23 protein-coding genes are annotated in these 19,150 nt (G+C 62.6%); 19 read left to right on the forward strand and 4 right to left on the reverse strand.

The features are described 5' to 3' along the window. The first annotated feature begins 51 nt into the window (after nucleotides 1-51). From ACQKKX_RS13080 to ACQKKX_RS13090, 3 genes are all read left to right on the forward strand, one after another. A complete protein-coding gene (locus tag ACQKKX_RS13080; RefSeq protein WP_427571195.1) occupies nucleotides 52-750 on the forward strand; it encodes a phosphatidylserine decarboxylase in 699 nt (232 codons plus the stop codon). Between the two features lie 69 nt (nucleotides 751-819). Continuing rightward, nucleotides 820-1,674, forward strand: a complete 855-nt coding sequence (gene pssA, locus ACQKKX_RS13085; protein WP_427571122.1) for a CDP-diacylglycerol--serine O-phosphatidyltransferase — start codon at nucleotides 820-822, stop codon at nucleotides 1,672-1,674. A 161-nt stretch (nucleotides 1,675-1,835) separates the two neighbouring features. Beyond that, entirely contained in the window at nucleotides 1,836-1,964 is a 129-nt protein-coding gene (locus ACQKKX_RS13090; protein ID WP_427571123.1) for a hypothetical protein, read from the forward strand. Nucleotides 1,965-1,975: 11 nt separating this feature from the next. On the opposite strand, the gene ACQKKX_RS13095 is transcribed toward ACQKKX_RS13090, so the two are convergent. From ACQKKX_RS13095 to ACQKKX_RS13105, 3 genes are read right to left on the reverse strand one after another with little or no spacing between them, the layout of a single operon-like run. Further along, nucleotides 1,976-2,593, reverse strand: coding sequence for a LysE/ArgO family amino acid transporter (locus tag ACQKKX_RS13095; RefSeq protein ID WP_427571196.1), 618 nt, complete (start codon nucleotides 2,591-2,593; stop codon nucleotides 1,976-1,978). A 55-nt stretch (nucleotides 2,594-2,648) separates the two neighbouring features. Beyond that, nucleotides 2,649-3,416, reverse strand: a complete 768-nt coding sequence (locus ACQKKX_RS13100) for an SOS response-associated peptidase (protein ID WP_427571124.1) — start codon at nucleotides 3,414-3,416, stop codon at nucleotides 2,649-2,651. A 46-nt stretch (nucleotides 3,417-3,462) separates the two neighbouring features. Beyond that, nucleotides 3,463-3,792: a YnfA family protein gene (locus ACQKKX_RS13105; RefSeq protein ID WP_427571125.1), complete on the reverse strand. Its 330-nt coding sequence runs from the start codon at nucleotides 3,790-3,792 to the stop codon at nucleotides 3,463-3,465. A gap of 150 nt (nucleotides 3,793-3,942) precedes the next feature. Between ACQKKX_RS13105 and ACQKKX_RS13110 the strand changes: the two genes are divergently transcribed. The 16 genes from ACQKKX_RS13110 (at nucleotide 3,943) to ACQKKX_RS13185 (ending at nucleotide 18,213) form a co-directional block, all read left to right on the forward strand. Continuing rightward, complete coding sequence (locus tag ACQKKX_RS13110) at nucleotides 3,943-4,218, forward strand: type II toxin-antitoxin system RelE/ParE family toxin (protein WP_427571197.1); 276 nt, start codon at nucleotides 3,943-3,945, stop codon at nucleotides 4,216-4,218. Nucleotides 4,219-4,229: 11 nt separating this feature from the next. After that, entirely contained in the window at nucleotides 4,230-4,538 is a 309-nt protein-coding gene (locus tag ACQKKX_RS13115; RefSeq protein ID WP_427571126.1) for a HigA family addiction module antitoxin, read from the forward strand. Beyond that, on the forward strand, nucleotides 4,535-4,963 hold the full coding sequence (locus ACQKKX_RS13120) for an NUDIX hydrolase (protein WP_427571127.1): 429 nt from the start codon (nucleotides 4,535-4,537) through the stop codon (nucleotides 4,961-4,963). Before ACQKKX_RS13115 ends, ACQKKX_RS13120 begins: the two co-directional genes overlap by 4 nt. 55 nt (nucleotides 4,964-5,018) lie before the next feature. Further along, on the forward strand, nucleotides 5,019-5,453 hold the full coding sequence (locus ACQKKX_RS13125) for a TIGR02301 family protein (protein WP_427571128.1): 435 nt from the start codon (nucleotides 5,019-5,021) through the stop codon (nucleotides 5,451-5,453). Between the two features lie 103 nt (nucleotides 5,454-5,556). Beyond that, complete coding sequence (locus ACQKKX_RS13130; protein WP_427571129.1) at nucleotides 5,557-5,814, forward strand: hypothetical protein; 258 nt, start codon at nucleotides 5,557-5,559, stop codon at nucleotides 5,812-5,814. A 59-nt stretch (nucleotides 5,815-5,873) separates the two neighbouring features. Further along, nucleotides 5,874-6,602, forward strand: coding sequence for a hypothetical protein (locus ACQKKX_RS13135; protein WP_427571130.1), 729 nt, complete (start codon nucleotides 5,874-5,876; stop codon nucleotides 6,600-6,602). 132 nt (nucleotides 6,603-6,734) lie between these two features. Continuing rightward, nucleotides 6,735-7,577, forward strand: a complete 843-nt coding sequence (locus tag ACQKKX_RS13140; RefSeq protein WP_427571131.1) for a YgfZ/GcvT domain-containing protein — start codon at nucleotides 6,735-6,737, stop codon at nucleotides 7,575-7,577. 44 nt (nucleotides 7,578-7,621) lie between these two features. Next, entirely contained in the window at nucleotides 7,622-8,200 is a 579-nt protein-coding gene (locus tag ACQKKX_RS13145; RefSeq protein WP_427571198.1) for a hydrolase, read from the forward strand. Then, a complete protein-coding gene (locus ACQKKX_RS13150) occupies nucleotides 8,197-8,715 on the forward strand; it encodes a tyrosine phosphatase family protein (protein WP_427571132.1) in 519 nt (172 codons plus the stop codon). The genes ACQKKX_RS13145 and ACQKKX_RS13150 overlap by 4 nt, the downstream gene beginning before the upstream one ends. 175 nt (nucleotides 8,716-8,890) lie before the next feature. After that, nucleotides 8,891-9,751, forward strand: coding sequence for a mechanosensitive ion channel family protein (locus ACQKKX_RS13155; RefSeq protein ID WP_427571133.1), 861 nt, complete (start codon nucleotides 8,891-8,893; stop codon nucleotides 9,749-9,751). 241 nt (nucleotides 9,752-9,992) lie between these two features. Further along, nucleotides 9,993-12,923 carry a DUF2339 domain-containing protein gene (locus ACQKKX_RS13160; protein WP_427571199.1) on the forward strand — a complete coding sequence of 977 codons (2,931 nt, stop codon included), beginning with the start codon at nucleotides 9,993-9,995 and terminating at the stop codon, nucleotides 12,921-12,923. Next, entirely contained in the window at nucleotides 12,920-13,576 is a 657-nt protein-coding gene (locus ACQKKX_RS13165; RefSeq protein ID WP_427571134.1) for an HD domain-containing protein, read from the forward strand. Before ACQKKX_RS13160 ends, ACQKKX_RS13165 begins: the two co-directional genes overlap by 4 nt. A 3-nt stretch (nucleotides 13,577-13,579) precedes the next feature. After that, nucleotides 13,580-14,437, forward strand: a complete 858-nt coding sequence (locus ACQKKX_RS13170) for an MOSC domain-containing protein (protein WP_427571135.1) — start codon at nucleotides 13,580-13,582, stop codon at nucleotides 14,435-14,437. Nucleotides 14,438-14,789: 352 nt separating this feature from the next. Continuing rightward, nucleotides 14,790-15,686: a DMT family transporter gene (locus ACQKKX_RS13175; RefSeq protein WP_427571136.1), complete on the forward strand. Its 897-nt coding sequence runs from the start codon at nucleotides 14,790-14,792 to the stop codon at nucleotides 15,684-15,686. Nucleotides 15,687-15,895: 209 nt separating this feature from the next. Continuing rightward, complete coding sequence (locus ACQKKX_RS13180; RefSeq protein ID WP_427571137.1) at nucleotides 15,896-16,873, forward strand: flagellin; 978 nt, start codon at nucleotides 15,896-15,898, stop codon at nucleotides 16,871-16,873. A 113-nt stretch (nucleotides 16,874-16,986) separates the two neighbouring features. Further along, nucleotides 16,987-18,213 (forward strand): MFS transporter, encoded by a 1,227-nt coding sequence (locus tag ACQKKX_RS13185; RefSeq protein ID WP_427571138.1) that lies wholly within the window; start codon nucleotides 16,987-16,989, stop codon nucleotides 18,211-18,213. Nucleotides 18,214-18,312: 99 nt separating this feature from the next. On the opposite strand, the gene recO is transcribed toward ACQKKX_RS13185, so the two are convergent. Further along, nucleotides 18,313-19,074 carry a DNA repair protein RecO gene (gene recO / locus ACQKKX_RS13190; protein ID WP_427571139.1) on the reverse strand — a complete coding sequence of 254 codons (762 nt, stop codon included), beginning with the start codon at nucleotides 19,072-19,074 and terminating at the stop codon, nucleotides 18,313-18,315. Nucleotides 19,075-19,150 lie beyond the last annotated feature (76 nt).

The raw sequence follows: 19,150 nt of genomic DNA on the forward strand, positions 1-19,150 counted from the left end.
AACGGTTTTTATGTAGTCAGGGTTCGCTGACAACGCAGGAGAACACGGTTGATCAACCTACTCGACACCATTCGCAACACGCTCGTCCCGATCCACAAGGAGGGCTACCTGTTCGTGGCCGCATTCTTCGTGGTGTCGCTGGTGCTTGGCCTGATCGCCGAACCCCTGTTCTGGATCGGTCTCATCCTCACTGCCTGGTGCGCCTATTTCTTCCGTGATCCGGAACGCGTCGTGCCACAGGACGAGGATCTGGTCATCAGCCCGGCCGATGGTCGCATCAGCCATGTCGCCATGGTCGTGCCCCCGGCGGAACTCGATCTCGGCCTGGAGCCGATGCTGCGCATTTCCGTGTTCATGAACGTGTTCGACTGCCACATCAACCGCGCGCCCGTGCGCGGTCGCATCAGCCAGATCGCCTATCGTTCGGGCCAGTTCATCAATGCCGAACTCGACAAGGCCTCGTCGGACAACGAGCGTAACGGTCTCGTCATCGAGAGCAAGCATGGCAAGCTCGGCGTCGTGCAGATCGCGGGTCTGGTTGCCCGTCGCATTCTGTGCTTCGTGCAACCGAACGAACCGCTGGAGGCTGGCGAGCGTTTCGGCCTGATCCGCTTCGGTTCGCGTCTTGACGTCTATGTGCCGGCCGGCGGCGAGGCGCGCGTTTCGATCGGCCAGCGCGCCATCGGCGGCGAGACGGTGCTGGCGGAATTCGGTTCGGGCAAGGGCCCGGTCGTCAGCCGTCGCAACTGACAAGGGCGCTTGCCGGTCTTTGCCGGCTCTTGACGAATTTGGCCGATCAGGCGGAAGGGGAGCACGAAAATGGAACAGCCGACCGAACCGCCGATCACCCATGACGACGAGACGCACAGGGACGCGGCTTCGGCTGCGCGCGACGATAGCGGTCGCGGCCCGCGTCTTCGCGAAATTCCGCTGCGGCTGATGATCCCCAATGTCATCACCGTGCTTGCCATCTGCGCGGGTCTTACCGGCATCCGCCTGGCTTTCGAAGGACGGTTCGAACTGGCGGTCGGCATGGTTCTTCTCGCCGCGTTTCTTGACGGGATCGACGGGCGGATTGCCCGTCTTCTCAAGGCGACGTCGAAGTTCGGCGTGCAGATGGACAGCCTTGCCGACATCATCAATTTCGGCGTCGCCCCGGCCCTCGTGCTTTATGCCTATGTTCTCGATGGCGCCCGGTCGCTGGGCTGGATCGCCGCGCTGATCTATGCCATTGCCGCCGGCCTGCGTCTGGCGCGTTTCAACGTCATGGAAGACCGTCAGGTCAAGGCACCGTGGCAGTCGGAATTCTTCGTTGGCGTGCCCGCCCCGATGGGGGCCGCACTGGTTCTGCTGCCGGTCTATCTCGGCTTTCTCGGCGTGCCGCTCGGGGGCTGGGTCGCTTATCTCGCCTCCGCCTATACCGTTCTGATGGCCTATCTTCTGGTCAGCCGTCTGCCGATCTGGTCGGGCAAGTCGGAGACGCGCATCCGCCGCGATCTTATGCTGCCGGTCATTCTTGGCGTCGTCATCTATGTCGCGCTGCTGATGAGCTTCACCTGGGAAGTGCTGTCGTTTACCGTGATCGCCTATCTCGCCATGTTGCCATTCAGCGCCCGCGCCTGGCACCGCCGCTATGGCACGATCACCATCGAAGACGATCACGCCTCGCCGTGATGTCCTGCACCGCAGGATGAATGCTGCATTGCAGCTACAGTCTGCGGCAAGATGACGCCTTTATGAAAAAGCCTCCGGATCGCTAGGACGGCACCGCATTTTCGCCCCGTTTGGCGGTAAAAGCGGCCGTCGATCAGAAGATCGCTCCAGAGGATAACGAGATGAGCAGCCACAAGGCCCCTGTACAGAAGACCCATAACCACCTGCACGCGCCTCAGCGCCCGCTGGGCATCAAGGCCGTGATTGCGGCAACCATGATGCTGAAGCGCAGCCCGGCCAAAAAGGCCTGATTTCAGTCGGCCTATCGTCCGGCCAGAAAGCTGACCAGAAGGCCAGTGGCAAGCAGCGCCATGACAAGGCCGATCAGCAGGTCCAGAACGCGCCAGGCCGATGGCCTGGCAAACAGCGGCGCCAGAAACCGTGCGCCGTAGCCAAGAGCGAAAAACCAGGTGAACGACGCCGCAACGGCGCCGGCGCCATAGGCCAGACGCGCCGCGCCGTGATGCGCGGCCGACAGGCTGCCCAGAAGCACCACCGTATCCAGATAGACATGCGGATTGAGAAAGGTGAAGGCGAGGCAGGCCATCACCGCAGCGCGCAGCGGCATGCCCTGCGGCGTTCCGGCCACCAGCGCGGACGGACGCCATGCGCGCCTGAATGCCATCACGGCATAGGTGCCGAGAAAAGCCACGCCGCCGATGGTGACGACCGCGATCAGCATGGGCGAACGCGACACCAGCGTCCCCAGGCCACCCACGCCCGCGGCGATCAGCACCGCGTCCGACGTGGCACAGATCAGGCAGAGTATGAAGACGTGGCTGCGGATGAGCCCCTGCCGCAGGATGAAGGCATTCTGGGCGCCGATCGCCACGATCAGCGAACCACCCAGCGCAAAGCCGGCAAGAGCGGCGGAAAACAGATCCATCAATGATATCCGGTCAAACGGGAAATGCTGGGGCGGTCATAGCGCGATCTCAGAAAAGCGAAAGCTGTTTGTCGTCCGGCGTCTTTTTGCCTTTGACAATCGGCAGCGGCGCAAGCTCCTGCACCGGGTGCTGCAGGTCGGCGCCCATGTTCGCCACCGTGTTGACGCGGTCCGATACGGGAATGGCTTCGAAAAAATCCTCGTCTGCCGCTCTCATCAAATCGATCACCGCGCGCGGCTCCTGCGTCTTGCAGTCCAGCCAGCGACTGAAATCCTGCTGGCCGATCACCACCGGCATACGGTCATGGATGCGTTTCATGAAGAGATTGGCGCCGGTGGTCAGGATGGCGGCGGTATCGATCTCGGACCCGTCAGCTGAAGCATAGGTTTCCATCAGCCCGGCAAAGGCGATGAGCCCGCCCTCTTTCGGACGGATCCAGTAGGGTTGCGACTTTTCCTCGCCGGACTTTTCCGGCCGCCGCCATTCATAAAACCCGGATGCCGGCACGAGTATGCGACGGTGGCGCATGGCTGCGCGAAACGATGCCTTGCCGATGGCGGTTTCGGCGCGCGCGTTGATCATCAGACTGAGGTCCCTGGGGTCCTTTGCCCAGCCCGGAATGAACCCCCAGCGCGCCAGAAAGGCGCGGCGATCCGGTTCGTTACTGCGAGGATCGGGCCTTTCCGCCTGCATGACGACGAGAATGGGCTGCGTCGGCGCGATATTGTATCGCGGCGGAAAATCTTCCACCAGCGAGACGCTGACGAAATTCAGCACGTCGTCGGGTGTGGTCGTCAGGGCGTATCGTCCGCACATCGGTCTGTCATCGCACCCGCGTGCGGGAGGGTCAAGCGGAGCGTTTTCAGGCGCCGCGCGGGCCAAACAGGATCACGGCCGAACCAATCAGGCAAAGCCCGGCACCGGCGACGTCCCAACGATCCGGCACGCGGCCCTCCACCGCCATCAGCCACAGGATGGAGGCAAGGATATAGATGCCGCCATAGGCCGCATAGGTCCGCCCCGCCGCTTCGCTTTCCACCAGCGCCAGGAGCCACGCAAACAGAACCAGACTGATCACCCCCGGGGCGAGCCACCAGACAGGCTTTTCCAATCGCAGCCAGCCCCATACGGCAAAACAGCCGGCGATCTCAAGGAGCGCGGCAAGGGCGTAGAGGGTGTAGGTTTTGGCCATCCGAAGCTCCGGGCTGATCTTTTGCGCTCTTCGCATGACCTCAGAATCATGAGGTGATCCGATGCCTGCGATCGTAAACACGCTTGAGCATCCATCATAGACGTGGAGAGCCTTGACGAAACGTAAGCCTGATGCTTCCATCGGCTCACGATCCGATCTTTCCGGAGCAAGGCCCTGGCTCCGCTGTTCGAAACCGGCAAAACCGGTCGGATTAATGCGAAGATGCACAAGCGGATATTGGTGCGATTGGACCGCCTCGATATGGCTGAACGCCCCGAGGGCATGAACCTTCCTGGCTTCGATTTCCATGCATTGCGTGGTTTCGATCCGACGCGCTACACGGTTCATATCAACGGTCCATGGTGCATCACCTTCGAATTTGACGGCAACGATGCCGTCCGCGTCGATTTCGAGCAACATCACTGAGGCTGACAGCGATGACGGACCATGAGGTAAAAAGACCTGCCGCGCGATGCCCTTCTCATCCCGGTGCGCTTCTGGCGGACATCATCCCCGCGACCGGCAAGAGCAAGGTGGAGATCGCAAGACTGCTCGGCATTTCTCGCCAGCAGCTCTATGACATCCTACAGGCACGCAAACCCATATCGCCCAACGTCGCCGCGCGACTGGGGAAAATGTTCGGGGATGGCGCGGCGATCTGGCTGCGCATGCAGGCTGCCTATGATGCGTGGCATGCGGAGCGCGACGTGGATGTCAGCAATATTCCGACATTGACGGCCGCATGAGCGAATCGTTCCCTCGCCCCGCCTCTTCCGCCATCCTCGAACGCGATGGCCGCTTTCTGCTAATTCGTCGTATCAACCCGCCCTCGGCCGATCTGTTTGCCTTTCCGGGCGGTCGCGGCGAGCCGGGGGAAACAGCGGCGGAGACGGCCGTGCGCGAGTTCTTCGAGGAAACCGGCATCCCTGTCACCGACCCCGAACTGTTCGCGACCTATGATCTGAAAACCGAATCGCATGATGGCGCCGTGCTCAGCCATTTCTTCCTTTCCGTATTTCTGGTGAAGGCCGACGCCACGACGCAAGCGCTCGCGGCCGATGATGCCGCCGACGCCGGATGGTATACGGTCGATGAAATCCGCACCCTGCCGGTGCCGCCCAGCGTTCTCGATTGCGTCGAGCGGCTGGCGGCGCGGCCGGCAAAGGGCTAAAAGACCGCAAAATGATCGCGGCAGATTCGCCGTCGATTTATGCTTCGGACCTTCGATGACGCTGCGCGCACGCCTTACCCTCTGCTTTGTGACCGCGAGCCTGGCGCTTGCCGGGACCCCGGTGCTCGCGCAAAAAAAGGCGGCGACACCGCCTCCGCCGGCCGAATCCACGCCGCCTGTGGAAAAGCCCGCACCCTACGACGACCGACTGTCCCGGCTTTCCGAGATTTTGGGATCGGTGCATTATTTGCGCATGCTGTGTGGCGAAAAGCAGTCGAACTGGCGCGCGTCCATGCAGACGTTGATCGATTCGGAAACGGCCAACGAGCCGAAACGGCGGGAAAGAATGACGGCCGCCTTCAACCGCGGTTACCGTTCGTTCGCTTCCGTTCACACCGTCTGCACCCCCACCGCACGCGCAGCCGAGGAGGCATACCGTGCCGAAGGGGCAACACTTGCCGCGGAAATCGCCGCCCGCTACGGTAATTAAGTGTTTATTTACCTCTTTTGCTCGCCAGCCGTGTCGTTTTGATAAAAGGCTGGTAGTCTTGTTAACGCGCCGGTAACAACCCGACGCCGGAAAGAGGATCATTATGCAGACAGCCCGCAACGACATCGACGAGATGATTGTTCACGAAAAGATGCAGGTGGCGCTCGAATACCAGAACGAGGCCTGGGCCGATGGCCGCGCCGACGGCATCGAACCTGAAATCATTGCAGATGCCGCCATCGCGCTGGCTATGCGTGAAACCATTCGCACGCATGGTGAAGCCGGTGCGGAAGCAATGCTGCAGTCGCTGCGGGAACGCATGCTGGCTGGCGAATTTTCGCCCCAGCGCATCATTCAGTAAGCGTGTCTTGCAAATTTCGTGTAAGGTCGAAGCTTTCCAACAGGAACGCCAGTATCATCATGCCCAATAGCCGTTTTTCCCGCATCCTGCTTGCCGGCGCTCTTGTGAGCGCGACAGCACTGGCGCAGGCACCTCAGGCACGCGCTTTGACCGGCGTGACGCGGGGAGACGCCTTGGGCACCCAAGGTGCCGATTCGACCACGCGACGCGAGGCAGCACCGCTTGTCCTGGAAAACCAGCACAGCCAGGCCACTCCGCCTGCCACTGAAAAGCCCGTCCCTGAAAAGCCTGATCCTGCGGCGCAGGCCGAAGCGGAGACCGCCGTTAAGGCCGAGATCATCCACGATCTGAGCAAGCTGCCCGAGCCGGTGCGCAAGCTGCGCCAGGCCATCGTCGAGGCTGCTGCCTCGGGCGATGTCGAACGCATGCGCCCGATCATGGATCCGGGTGCCCGGAAAACCGACGCGCCCGGCGAAAACGAGGACCCGATCGAAACGCTCAAAAGCTTTTCCGGCGATCAGGACGGGCTGGAAATTCTCGCGATCATGCTCGACCTGATGCAGACCGGGGTCGCCCGCATCGAAGCCGGCACGCCGGACGAGGTCTATGTCTGGCCCTATTTCGTCGGAAAACCGCTGTCCGACCTGACGCCACCGGAAAAGGTGGAGCTGTTGCGGATTGTCACTGCCGGCGATCTTGCCGCCATGGACGAGGCCGGCGGCTACAATTTCTATCGCGTCGGCATCTCGCCCGACGGCAAGTGGAAATTCATCGTCAGCGGCGATTGATAGCGAATTCGATTGCCGGGAACGGCGATCTCTGGCGCTTGCCCTCACCGCGTCGAAACCTTACCTCTTGAGCCTGCTTCGCCCGCGCATGCCTGCGCCGGGAAGCGCCGTTCGATCCATGCGGGTGAAAATATGCCGTCAGCCTTCCTTCCCGACCGCGCTCTCCTGACCGTCACCGGCGCGGACGCGCAGGACTTCCTGCATAATCTGGTGACCACCGATATCCTCGGCCTGCCCGGCGGGGAAGCCCGCCATGGGGCGCTTTTGACACCGCAAGGCAAAATCCTGTTCGATTTCTTGATCTGGCGGATCGATGACGGTTTTGCGATCGAGATCGACACCTCGGAGCGCGACGCATTGGTGCGACGCCTGACGATGTACAAGCTGCGGGCGGCCGTCGAGATCGCCATGATGACGGACGTCGGCGTGACGGTCGCCTGGGGCGGCGAGATTTTGGCCGGCGGCGTTGCGGACGCAGCCTTCGCCAAGGCCGGCATCGACCTCGTGCGTGCCATCGGAAAACAGGCGGAGGGCGATCCCTCGGCCTATCACGCCTTGCGCATCGGTGCCGGGCTTGCCGTTTCCGGTCACGATTTTGCGCTACAGGACGCGTTCCCGCATGACATCCTCCTCGACAAGGATGGCGGGCTGTCCTTCCGCAAGGGCTGCTATGTCGGCCAGGAAGTGGTTTCGCGCATGCAGCATCGCAGCACGGCGCGCCGCCGTGTTGTGATCGTCGCCGCTCAACAGGACCTGCCTGAACGCGGCACGGAGATCCTTGCCGGAGCAAAGCCGGTGGGCGTGCTCGGTTCGACCGCGGGCACGCAGGGGCTCGCGATCGTGCGCATCGATCGTGTCGGCGAAGCGCTTGACCAATCTATCCCGCTCACTGCGGCCGGCCTGCCGGTCACGCTGAACCTGCCGGACTGGGCCGGCCTTTCCTTCCCGACCGGCGCGGGAGAGACACAGCCGTGAGCATTCAGGGCGCAGGCACCAAGGCGGCACGCGCCTGGCAGCGCATGCTTTCGGGCCGGCGGCTGGACCTGCTGGATCCTTCGCCTCTTGATGTCGAAATTTCCGACATTGCCCACGGCCTTGCCCGCGTTGCCCGCTGGAACGGCCAGACGCGCGGCGACCATGCCTTTTCGGTGGCGCAGCACTCGCTGATCGTCGAGCAGGTATTCTCGCTGACCGACCCTGTCGCCACGCCGGAACAGCGGCTGATGACGCTGCTGCACGATGCACCCGAATACGTGATCGGCGACATGATCTCACCGTTCAAATCTGTCGTCGGCGGCGGCTACAAGACCGTGGAAGCCCGGCTGGAAGCCGCCATCCACCTGCGTTTCGGCCTGCCGGCACATGCCTCGCGGGATTTGAAGACCCGTATCAAGCGCGCCGATTCGGTTGCCGCCTTTTTCGAGGCGACCGAACTTGCCGGCTTCTCGCTGGCGGAAGCACGGAAATTCTTCGGCGTGCCGAACGGCGTGACGCGCGACATGCTGACACTCGAACCCCTGCCCGCCACCGAGGCGCAGAGGCTCTTTCAGGCCCGTTTCGACGAGATCGAGGCGCAACGGGGAACGGCGGGCCGATGACTGCGATCATTGTCTGCCCGCTTGCTCGGATCGCCGAACTGGCGGTGCGACATGGCGCCCGCGAAATGGTGAGCCTTATCGCCGAGAAACAGGATTTTCACCGCCCGGCGGTGATTGCGGCCGACCGGCACCTGAAGCTTGCGATGAACGACATCGCCTTTGCCGGAACCGGCAACCTGATCGCCCCGAACGAGGCGCATGTCGAGCGCCTGATTGCCTATATGGCGGGTTGGGACCGGAATTTTCCGCTCGTCGTGCATTGCTGGATGGGCGTTTCACGATCACCTGCGGCGGCACTGATCGCTGCCCTCGCCACCACGCCTCGGGAAGACGATTTCGATCTGGTGGCGCGGCTGCGCACGGTCGCCCCGCATGCGACGCCGAACAGCCGCCTGATCGAGATCGGCGACCGGATTTTGAAGCGCGAAGGGCGCCTCGTCGCCGCCGTCAAGGCGATCGGCCGCGGTGCCGATACCGACGGAACCGTGTCCTTCATCCTCCCCCTCAACCTGTGAGTGAACATCTTGCAGCGAGCATAAAACCGAGTATTCCTATGGTTTTATAGAGTATTACGAAAAACCCGATGGATGGTTGACGTCCGTTCATTTTGCTCCAATTAAGCTCCCCGAAGCAATGTCGCCATCTGGTCATGCATTGACGCCAGGCACATAGAAGGAGCACATCGCCGATATGGATCAGGCATCGGATTTTGTCGTCGCAACGCGGGCGGCTCTTGCTCAGTTAAGCGCGCTTGCCGTGCAATATTCATTCTCCGTCGTTGGCGCCATCATTCTGCTTATTCTCGGCTGGCTGGCAGCCGGGCTGATCGGCCGCTGGGCGCGCAATGGCCTTGGCCGCATCCACGGCATCGATGCGACGCTGGCGCAGTTCTTCTCCAACATCATTCGCTACGCGATCCTTGTTCTCGTCGTCGTCATGGTGCTCGGTCAGTTCGGCGTGCAGACGGCTTCGGTTCTCGCCGCCCTTGGCGCAGTCGGCCTTGCCGTCGGTCTTGCCCTTCAGGGAACGCTGCAGAATATCGCCGCAGGCATCATGCTTCTCGTATTGCGCCCTTTCCGCGTGGGCGAATCCATCGAGACCAGCAACGTCAAGGGCATCGTGGTCGATGTCGGCCTGTTCGCAACCGAGCTTCGCACGGTCGACGGCATTTATCGCCTTGCCCCGAACTCCACGCTTTGGAACGTGCCGATCACCAATTACAGCCGGCTCGACAAGCGCCGCCACGATATCACCGTCACGACCAGCGAGAAGATCGATATCGCGCGCGCCGAAAAGCTGCTGCGGGATCTGGTCGCTGCGGATGAGCGGGTGCTGAAGAACCCGGCGCCCATCACCTTCGTGTCCGATTTCAACGATGGCTCAGCCACCGTGACCCTGCGTTACTGGGCAAAGAGCGACGAATGGTTCACAGTCGGCAACGACCTGTCCAGACAGGTAAAGCTGACATTCGACGAGCAGAAGACAAAAGACCTTCCTTCTCAGACTGACAAACACGCGCCGGATGGCGAGAGCGGACCTTTGGCGGTCTGACCGCCGGATTTGCCTCGGGCGCGTGCAGTCTTAGGAAAGAAGCAAGGGGCGGGTTTCGCGAGGGAACCCGCCCCTTGCCGTTCATCGATGGTCGCAGCCCAGGGAAGACAAGTTTCGACCGTGTACAAATCAAGTGCAAACGGCGTCAGTTACGCTTGCTCCGATCGCGACATTTGCATTTAAACATGGACTGCATTCCTGATCGGCACCGCGCCTATCGCAAACGTCTCGAGGTCACCGTATCGTGCTACCGCTGTTTCCGTACCTGATCTTCCTTCTCCTCATCATCGGACTTGCCACGCAGCGCAAGATGGCGTCGCGGGTGGACCGTCTCGAAAAGGAGATCAAGGCGCTGCAGGCGCGGGTGACGGGCATGAGCCGATTGGCCGAAGAGACGCAGCCCGCCGCCGTCGTGCAGGACCTTGCGGCCGGGCTGACGGTCCCGACCGGGGTATCGACCGTCGCCCCGGAAGGCTCGGCGGGCAGCGCGGCTGTGCTCCCGACAAGCGCGGAAGGGCATGCGCACGGCGAGCCGACGCCAGCAGCGACCACCCCGGCGCCCGCGGCTGCGACCGTCGCGCCGACGGATGCCATCTCCACCCCGCCGCAAACGCCGGCCGCCGGGTCGCTTGCCGCCGATCGCCCCGTGGCGGGTCCTGATCTTGCCGCACGCGAAGCGGACGAACGCGAAAGCCTCGAAAGCTGGCTCGGTGCGCGCTGGGCCGTCTGGGTCGGCGGCATTGCGCTTGCCTTCGGCGGTCTCTTCCTTGTCAAATACACGATCGAGGCCGGTCTGCTCGGGCCTGCGGCGCGTCTGGGCCTTGCGGCGCTTTTTGGCCTTGTCCTGATGGGCGGCGGCGAGCTTTTGCGCCGCCGCGCCATGCCGGCACTGTCCGACCGCTTCGCCAATGCGATGATCCCCGGCGCGCTGACGGCGGCCGGCACCGTTACGCTGATGGGCGCAATCTTTGCCGCTCATGCAGTTTACGGTTTTATAGGGCAGACGCCCGCCTTCCTTGCGCTGGCGCTCGTCTCTCTCGCCACGATCGGCCTGTCGCTCCTGCATGGCCAGGCGCTGGCAGGACTTGGCCTGCTTGCCTCGCTGGTGACACCGGCGCTGGTAGCGAGCGAAAACCCCAATCCCGGCACGCTTTTCGCCTTTCTGACGCTGGTCTGGCTTGCCGTCATCGCCGCCTCGCGCATCCGCCACTGGACGGTGGTACCCACGCTTGCCACGATCGGTCTCGGCCTTTGGTCGCTTGCCTATCTCGCCGGCGTCGACGAGGATGCCGGCATGCTGGCGCCAACGCTTGCGATACTTGCCATGCTGGCCGGCACGGCCTTCTACTGGCCCGGGCGCTATGCCAGCCTGATTGGCCCGGAAAGGAGCGGCATTTCCGCCCTGCTTGGCCGCATGCCGCTACAGACGACCCTGTCCATCTCGCTGGTCACCGGCCTTTTTGCGCTTGCTCTTCTTTCGTCCGATCCGTCCGGCACGTTTGATCGCACGACCTTTGCCTGCCTGCTGCTGGCCGCGCTCGCGGCTCTTGGCGCAATCCGCACCTATGCGGTCTGGGCGGCCATTCTGTCGGCGCTCGGTGCGGTGGCGAGCATGGCCATCATCACCTCGGATGGCATGGACGTGGTCCCCACCCTTCTCGACGGAGAGGTGCTCAACACGGCAGCGTCGGCAGAGCCGCAGATCGGTATCCATCTCCTTCTCGGCGCCGTCTTCCCCGTGCTCGGCTTCGTTTTCCTCAAACGCTTCCGTGCCAGCGAGGAGGCGTTTTCGCGTATCTGGACCCTGCTGATGCCGGCCGTGCCGGTGGCGATTGCCACGATCAGCTTTCTCACCTTCGGCCGGCTCGACCGCGACTGGACCCACGGCCTCTACGGCATTGCCCTTGGTGTTGCGCTTCTGGCCGGCGCCGAATGGCTGTTTCGACACCGGTCGTCGACGCGTGAGAGCAAGGCCGGCGTGGCCACGGCCCATGACATTGCTGGCGAAACCGGCATGGACTGGCCGGCCAACCTGCTCGTTGCCGGCTCTTTTGCGGGCTTCACGCTGGCCCTGCACACGCTTACCAACGGCATTGCCACCACGCTTCTGATGTCCGGCCTCGGCTTCCTCTACATGCTCGGCCTGCGCCTGCGCCTGCGCGCCTGGCCGGCGCTGCCATGGATGATGGCGGCCGCCACGCTGATCGTTTTCGGCCGCATCGCCTGGGAACCGACGGTGATCGGCGCCAACAGCCTCGGCACGACGCCTTTCTTCAATGCGCTTCTGCCCGGTTACGGCATTCCGACGCTGCTGGTCATCGTATCGGCATGGTGGATGCGGCATTCCGCCGATTTCCGCATCCGCAACATATTGCAGGCGCTCGCCTCGCTTTCGGCACTGATTACAGTTGCGGTTCTGGTGCGCCACGCCATGAACGGCGGCACGCTGGAGGCCGGCGTCCCGACGCTTGGCGAACAGTCGATCTATACGCTCATCACCGTCGGCTTTTCCGGCATCCTGATGATGCTTGACATGAAGGCGCCAAGCCCGGTTCTGCGGATAGGTTCCATGATCGCTGGCGTCATAGCCACCGTCAACGTGCTGTCGCTGCACGTCTTTGCGCTGAACCCCTATCTGACGGGCGAAAGCACCGGGGCCTGGCCCTTCGTCAACCTTCTCCTGATCGGTTATCTCCTGCCGGCGATGGCCTATGGGCTGGTGGCCTGGTTCGCCCGCGAGCGCCGGCCCAGACCCTATGTGCTGATGCTGGCGATCGCCGGCGGCATCCTCGGCTTCCTGTGGGCGACGCTATCGGTGCGACGGTTCTGGCAGGGCGAAAACATCGCCGACTGGAAGGGGTTTGCGGCAGCCGAAACCTATACCTATTCGGTGGTCTGGCTCCTGCTCGGCATCGTCCTTCTGGTGCTCGGCTCGCGCCTCAACCAGCGCAGCCTGCGGCTGGCCTCGGCCGGGCTCGTCCTGGTCGCGGTGCTGAAAGTCTTCCTGATCGACATGTCCAGCCTCGAAGGCATCCTGCGGGCATTGTCCTTCATGGGGCTGGGTGCGGTGTTGATCGGCATCGGGCTTTTCTATCAGCGCATCCTGGTGAAGAAGGACGGCAACAGACGACCGGCCGATTCTGCCGGTGCAGCGGAAGGACCTCGCCCGTGACCCTCTCTCTCGCCGCGGCATTTGCGCCGCACGAGGCGCTTGCCGCCCAGTTGATCCCGCATGCGACCGAAGGCGATGACGGTTCGCATGATATCGCTCATATCCTGCGCGTGTTCAAAAATGCCATGCGCATTCACGCCGAGGAAGGCGGTAGCGGCCGGGTTCTTGCCGCGGCCGTGCTTCTGCACGATTGCGTGGCGGTGGAAAAGAACTCCCCCCTGCGCGATCAGGCGTCGCGACTGGCGGCGGACAAGGCCACGGCCATCCTCCAGGCGCTGGGCTGGGAGGACGACGAGGTGGCTGCCGTCGCCCACGCCATTACCACGCACAGCTTTTCCGCCAATCTTGCGCCACAGACCCTGGAGGCCCGGATTTTGCAGGATGCCGACCGGCTGGACGCGATCGGCATGCTGGGTGCCGCCCGCTGTTTCTACATAGCCGGGCGCATGGCATCGGCGCTCTACGATCCGGTCGATCCGCGTGGGCTCGAGCGCCCGCTCGACGACAAGCGTTACGCCATCGATCATTTCGAGATAAAGCTTTTCAAACTCGCCGCAGGCTTCAAGACCGAAGCGGGACGGCAGTTGGCGACGCAACGGCATGAGCGGCTGAAGACGATCCGCGACATGTTCCTGGACGAGATAACGGGTTAAGGCATGCGCATTACGGAACTTCACCATTATCCCCTCAAGAGCGGCCGCGGCATTGCGCTCGAGGCTGCCGAGATCACCGCCACGGGCATTCCCGGCGACCGGGTGATGATGGTGACCGATCCTAAAGGACAGTTTCTCACCCAGCGCGACCTGCAGGCGCTTGCTCAGGTGAAGGCGATGCCGGTGGACGCGGCGGGAAAGACTACGCTCGCCATGGACGGCCACGGCTCGCTCGACGTCCGCTTCGAAACGCCGGATCGCCGGCTCGATGTCGTCGTGTGGAAATCAGCCCTTTCCGCCGCACTGGCGCCGGAAGCCGTCAACGCAACCCTGTCCGAATGGCTGGAGCGCGACGTGCGGCTTGTCTTCTTCGACGCGCGTGCCCACCGCACCGCCTCAGTGGAATGGGCCGGCGACAATTCCCCCGTCACCTTTGCCGATGGTTATCCGCTGCTCATCACCACGACCGGGTCGCTTGCCGCACTCAATGCAGACATCGCAGCACACGGCGAGGAGCCGGTCGGCATGGATCGTTTCCGCCCCAATATCGTCATCGACCATGACGCGGCATGGGCGGAGGACGACTGGGCGGCGATCGAGATCGGCGGCATCCGGTTCGATCTGGTCAAGCCCTGTGCCCGCTGCATCATGACCACGCAGGACCAGAAGACCGGTTCGCGCGCCGTGCCGAGCCCCATGCCCGCCATGGGCCGTCTCCGCATGTCGGGAGATCGCCGCGTGCCCGGACCGTTGTTCGGCTGGAATGCGGTGCCCCGCGGTACCGGCAGGCTTGCACTGGGCGATACCGCCAGGGTTCTCGAAGACCGTGCCGGAGGCTGGACCATCAAGCGCCGCGACTGACGGGCGCCGATCGGGACACGGCGGAAAGGATTGGCCGGCTGCGTTGTAGGACGCAGCGGTCTCCTGTCGCTATCCATCATCCTGACGACCAACCGGCTGCCCCTTCGCTCCGGTCTGGTCGGCGGTCATGACTGCGCCGACCTTTGACGGCAAAAAGGGCAAGCGCCTTGCCGCAAGACCGCGATTTCTGCACAGCCGTACCATTTCCTGGCCCGGCCCGCTTGACCTGTACGCGGCATTCCACAACAACACCCGGGTCAGGCAGAGTGATCGACTGCCCGCGCGGGAGGACCGATCTTCGCCCTGCCCGCATGCCGGACGCAAAAACGTCCGAAGCCAGAGATTTCGCTCCATGACATTTCGAACGACCGGCCTCCTGTTTGCTCTTCTGGCGGTGAGCATTTTCGCCATTCAGGACGGCATTTCGAAACATCTCGGTACGGCCTATCCGCCGATCTTCGTCACCATGATCCGCTACTGGGCCTTTGCCGGTTTCGCCCTGTTTCTGGCCAGCCGCGCCACCGGCGGATTGAAACGCACGACCGTCGCCAACAGGCCGCTGCTGCAGATATCCCGCGGTGTCCTGCTCGTCGCCCAGATCGTCATTTCCGTGTTTTCCTTTTCGCGCGTCGGGCTGGCGCAGAGCCATACCATCTTTGCTGCCGCACCGCTGGTGGTTGCCTGCCTGTCCGTGCCGATCCTCGGAGAAAAGGTCGGCTGGCGCCGCTGGACGGCGATCGGCGTCGGTTTCGCCGGCATTCTCCTGATCATTAATCCGCTGCATGCCAATTTCGACCTGAAGATCATCATTCCGATGATCAGCACCACCATGTTCGCGCTCTATTCGGTCCTGACCCGTCTCGGCAGCCGCGCCGACACATCGCAGACCGCGTTCTTCTATACCGGCGTCGCGGGCGCTGCCGCGATCAGCCTGATCGGTCCCTTCTACTGGACAACCATCACCTTTCACGACTGGTTCTGGATGATCATTCTGTGCTTCACGGGCATGAGCGGCCATTATCTGTTGATCCGCGCCTATTCCATGCTCGATGCCGTGGCGGTACAGCCCATTTTTTACGTCCAGACCGTTCTCGTCTGCCTGATCGGCGTTTTCGTGTTTGAGGAGGTCATGACGCTCAACATGATTGCCGGCAGCGTGATCGTGATCGGTGCCGGCGCGTTCACCCTATGGCGTGAAAGCCGCCTCGGCCGACGACAGGCGGAAGTCGAGCCCGTAAAGACAGCGTAAAACCCTTCATTAACCAATAATAGTAAGGAAGGTTTTCGATTTATTACTACATCTATATTACGTTAACTATAAAATATGCACTGTGACTTAAGCACACATTAAGGTTATCGCCGCATAAATTCTGCTATCAAAAGCCTATTTGTCGCTAACTCTGTTGGCGCATCCAGGACTTTTGGCCACCGTGATTATAGTTCCGTGTAGAGCGTAGTATGTATAGTATAATCACCAATTCCGCAGCACAGTCGGCGCTTGGCACGCTGCGTTCCATCAGTCACGACCTCGACCAGTCGCAGGCGCGGGTGACAACAGGCTATCGGGTCGGTCATGCGGCCGACGACGCCGCCTATTGGTCGATCGCCCGCACGATGAAGTCCGACGACAAGGCAATGGCAGCCGTGCAGGATGCCTTGAACCTCGGGGCCGCGACGATCGACATCGCCTATAACGGTCTCAACGCCGCGATTGGTGTGGTCGACGACATCAAGTCGAAGCTGGTTGCCGCAAGCGAGCCCGGCGTCGACAGGACCAAGGTGGACAAGGAGATCACGCAGCTTAAGGAACAGTTGCAGTCGATCGCCAAGTCCTCGACCTTCAACGACGTCAACTGGCTGAACATTACCGACGACAGTACGTCGAAAGTGGCGGTCGTCGGATCCTTTACCCGCGATACGGATCGCCTCGTGTCGATGCAGACCATCGATTTCGACATCTTTGGCGGCGCGGCAACGGGCGAGGTTCTGGGGCTGATCGACGACAGGACCACGGCGACGGGGGGCAGCGCCGGCATCCTTACCAGTACCCATTACGCGCAGGAGGCTGCTGCGGCGAGCAATTGGGTCCTGCATGTGAACGACAGCAATTCGGCCACGGCGGTCGAGATCTCGCTTTCGGACACAACGACGGAAGACGAGATCGACGACATGGTCTCCGTCGTCGACAAGATGTTGCTGCAACTGACCAATGCAGGCGCTGATTACGGCGCGCTCAAAACGCGTGTCGATCTGCAGACAGAATTCGTCGGGGCGCTGCGCGACTGGACCACCGGGGGTGTCAGCGGTCTGATCGATGCCGACATGGATGAGGAAGCGACGCGGCTGAAGGCACTGCAGGCGCGCGAGCAGTTGACCACTCAGGCATTGTCGATCGCCAATTCGACACCGAGCACGTTGCTGCAGCTGTTCCAGTAACGCGGGAAAAGGATTGCGCATCATCAACGGCGGTGATGGATGGTGTCAGCGAAACTGGCTTTTGGAAAATCGCGGCCGGCGCTAAGGTAGTTCCTTCATCCGGAGGACATTCCATGGCGTCCGTCGCCCGCCCGCAGCTACCCCTTTTCATCATCGCCGCCGGTTCCCTGATCGCCGTGCTGACCTTCGGCCCGCGCTCGGCCATGGGCTTTTTTCAGCTGCCCATGCTGACCGATACCGGCTGGGACCGTACGACCTTCGGGCTTGCCATGGCGCTTCAGAACCTCGCCTGGGGGCTGAGCCAGCCCTTCTTCGGAGCGGCGGCTGACAAATACGGCACCGGTCGCGTTCTTGTCCTGTCCGGCGTCATCTATGCGGTCGGGTTGCTGATGATGGCGCATGCCGCTTCGCCGCTCTGGCTGCATGTCGGCGGTGGCGTGCTGGTCGGGCTCGGCGTCGGCGCCGGTTCGTTCGGCACCATCCTCTCCGCCTTCGCCCGCAATGTGACCCCGCAGCAAAGGTCGATGGCGTTCGGCATCGGCACGGCGGCAGGGTCTGCCGGCATGTTCCTGTTTGCGCCGCTCAGCCAGGCGCTGATCACCACCTATGGCTGGTCGGACAGTCTCACCATCATGGCGGCGCTGATGCTGCTGGTGCCGCTTCTTGCCTATCCGCTGCGCGGCAATTCCTCGTCCGGCAGCCAGTCGCAGGCGCAGTTCCAGCAAAGCGCCGGCGAAGCGCTGCGGGAGGCTTTTGGCCATAGAAGCTACCTGCTCCTCACCAGCGGCTTTTTCGTCTGCGGCTTTCAGGTGGCTTTCATCACCGCGCATTTTCCAGCCTATCTCGGCGATATCGGCATCGATTCCAGATATGCGGTCATCGCCATGGCGCTGATCGGCTTCTTCAACATCGCAGGCTCCCTTGCTGCCGGCATCATCGGCCAGCGCTATTCGAAGCCCTATTTCCTCGCCTATATCTATGTCGGCCGCTCGATCGCCGTGACGGCGTTTCTGCTTTTGCCACAATCGCCGACGTCGGTCGTCATCTTCGCCATCGTCATGGGACTCTTGTGGCTGTCGACCGTACCGCCGACCAACGGCCTCGTCGCCATCATGTTCGGCACCCGCCATCTCGGCATGCTGGGCGGTCTCGTCTTTCTATCGCACCAGATAGGGTCGTTCCTTGGCGTATGGATGGGCGGCGTGCTTTACGACCGGTTCGGATCCTATGACATCGTCTGGTGGCTGGGCGTGGCGATGGGACTGTTTGCGGCCGCCGTGCACTGGCCGATCCGTGAACAGCCGGTGGACCGCCCGGCCATTGGCGCGCAGCCGGCCTGACACAGACGGCGCAGGTAGCAGCCCAAAGGAAGCGGCCCAAAGCAGGCAGCCCGAGCCAGACGAACCTGTCCGGGCACTCTCAGGCTGGCCCGCTCCGGTTTAGCCGGCCTGACGCAGCCGCTCTTCCTCCATCCTGCCGATCGCCTTCAACGCCGCCTGCACGAAACCGTCGCGGGCGGAGTTTTCGCTCATGCCGCGCGGTTCATAGACATGGCGATGCAAAAAGAAACCGGTCAGGCGAAAGGCCTCGGCCATGCCGGCGCGGGTTGCGGATTTTTGCGCCCCCTGCCCCAGAAACGGCGGCAGGGCCAGCATGCGATCGGCATAGGGCGCGCCGGCATCGCGCGAGACCGCCTTGCCGCTTTTCGGCGAGACATAGACAAGCTCGTCGCGACGGCCGGTGGCGGCGCATTCGGTGAGGTCCAGGCCGTAACCTAGATCGTTAAGCACCGCCAGCTCGAACCGCACGAACAGTTCGCCGGCGTCGAGCGGATCGCCCATATGATCGAGAATGACATCGAGCGCGTCGTAGAGATGCGGATGCGGATCGCGCTCGGGCAGCAGGCGCAACAGAGCGCCCATGGCCTGCACGCCGTAGACGGCCGTCGCGGTTTCCATCAGCCGCGCGGCACGCAATTCGACCGGCTCGATCCGGAACTCGCCGAGATGTTCATCCAGCCGCGCGCGCCATACCACCGCAACCCGGTTGCCCGGCTGCAGCACCGGTTGCATGGTTCGCGAACGGCCGCCGCGCACCATGCCGAGATGGCGACCGCGATCGCGCGTCATCACCTCGACCAGCACGCTCGATTCGCCGTGACGCCTGACCCCGAGAATGATCGCTTCGCTCTGCCACTGCATGGATTTGTGTATCTTGATCCCTGATGCGCCGAGCCCATTTTAAGCGATAAGTGCTCCGGGAAGAACTGTTTTCGGC

Origin of the sequence: Neorhizobium sp. NPDC001467, from assembly GCF_050275975.1 — a bacterium.
Taxonomy (GTDB): Bacteria; Pseudomonadota; Alphaproteobacteria; order Rhizobiales; family Rhizobiaceae; genus Neorhizobium.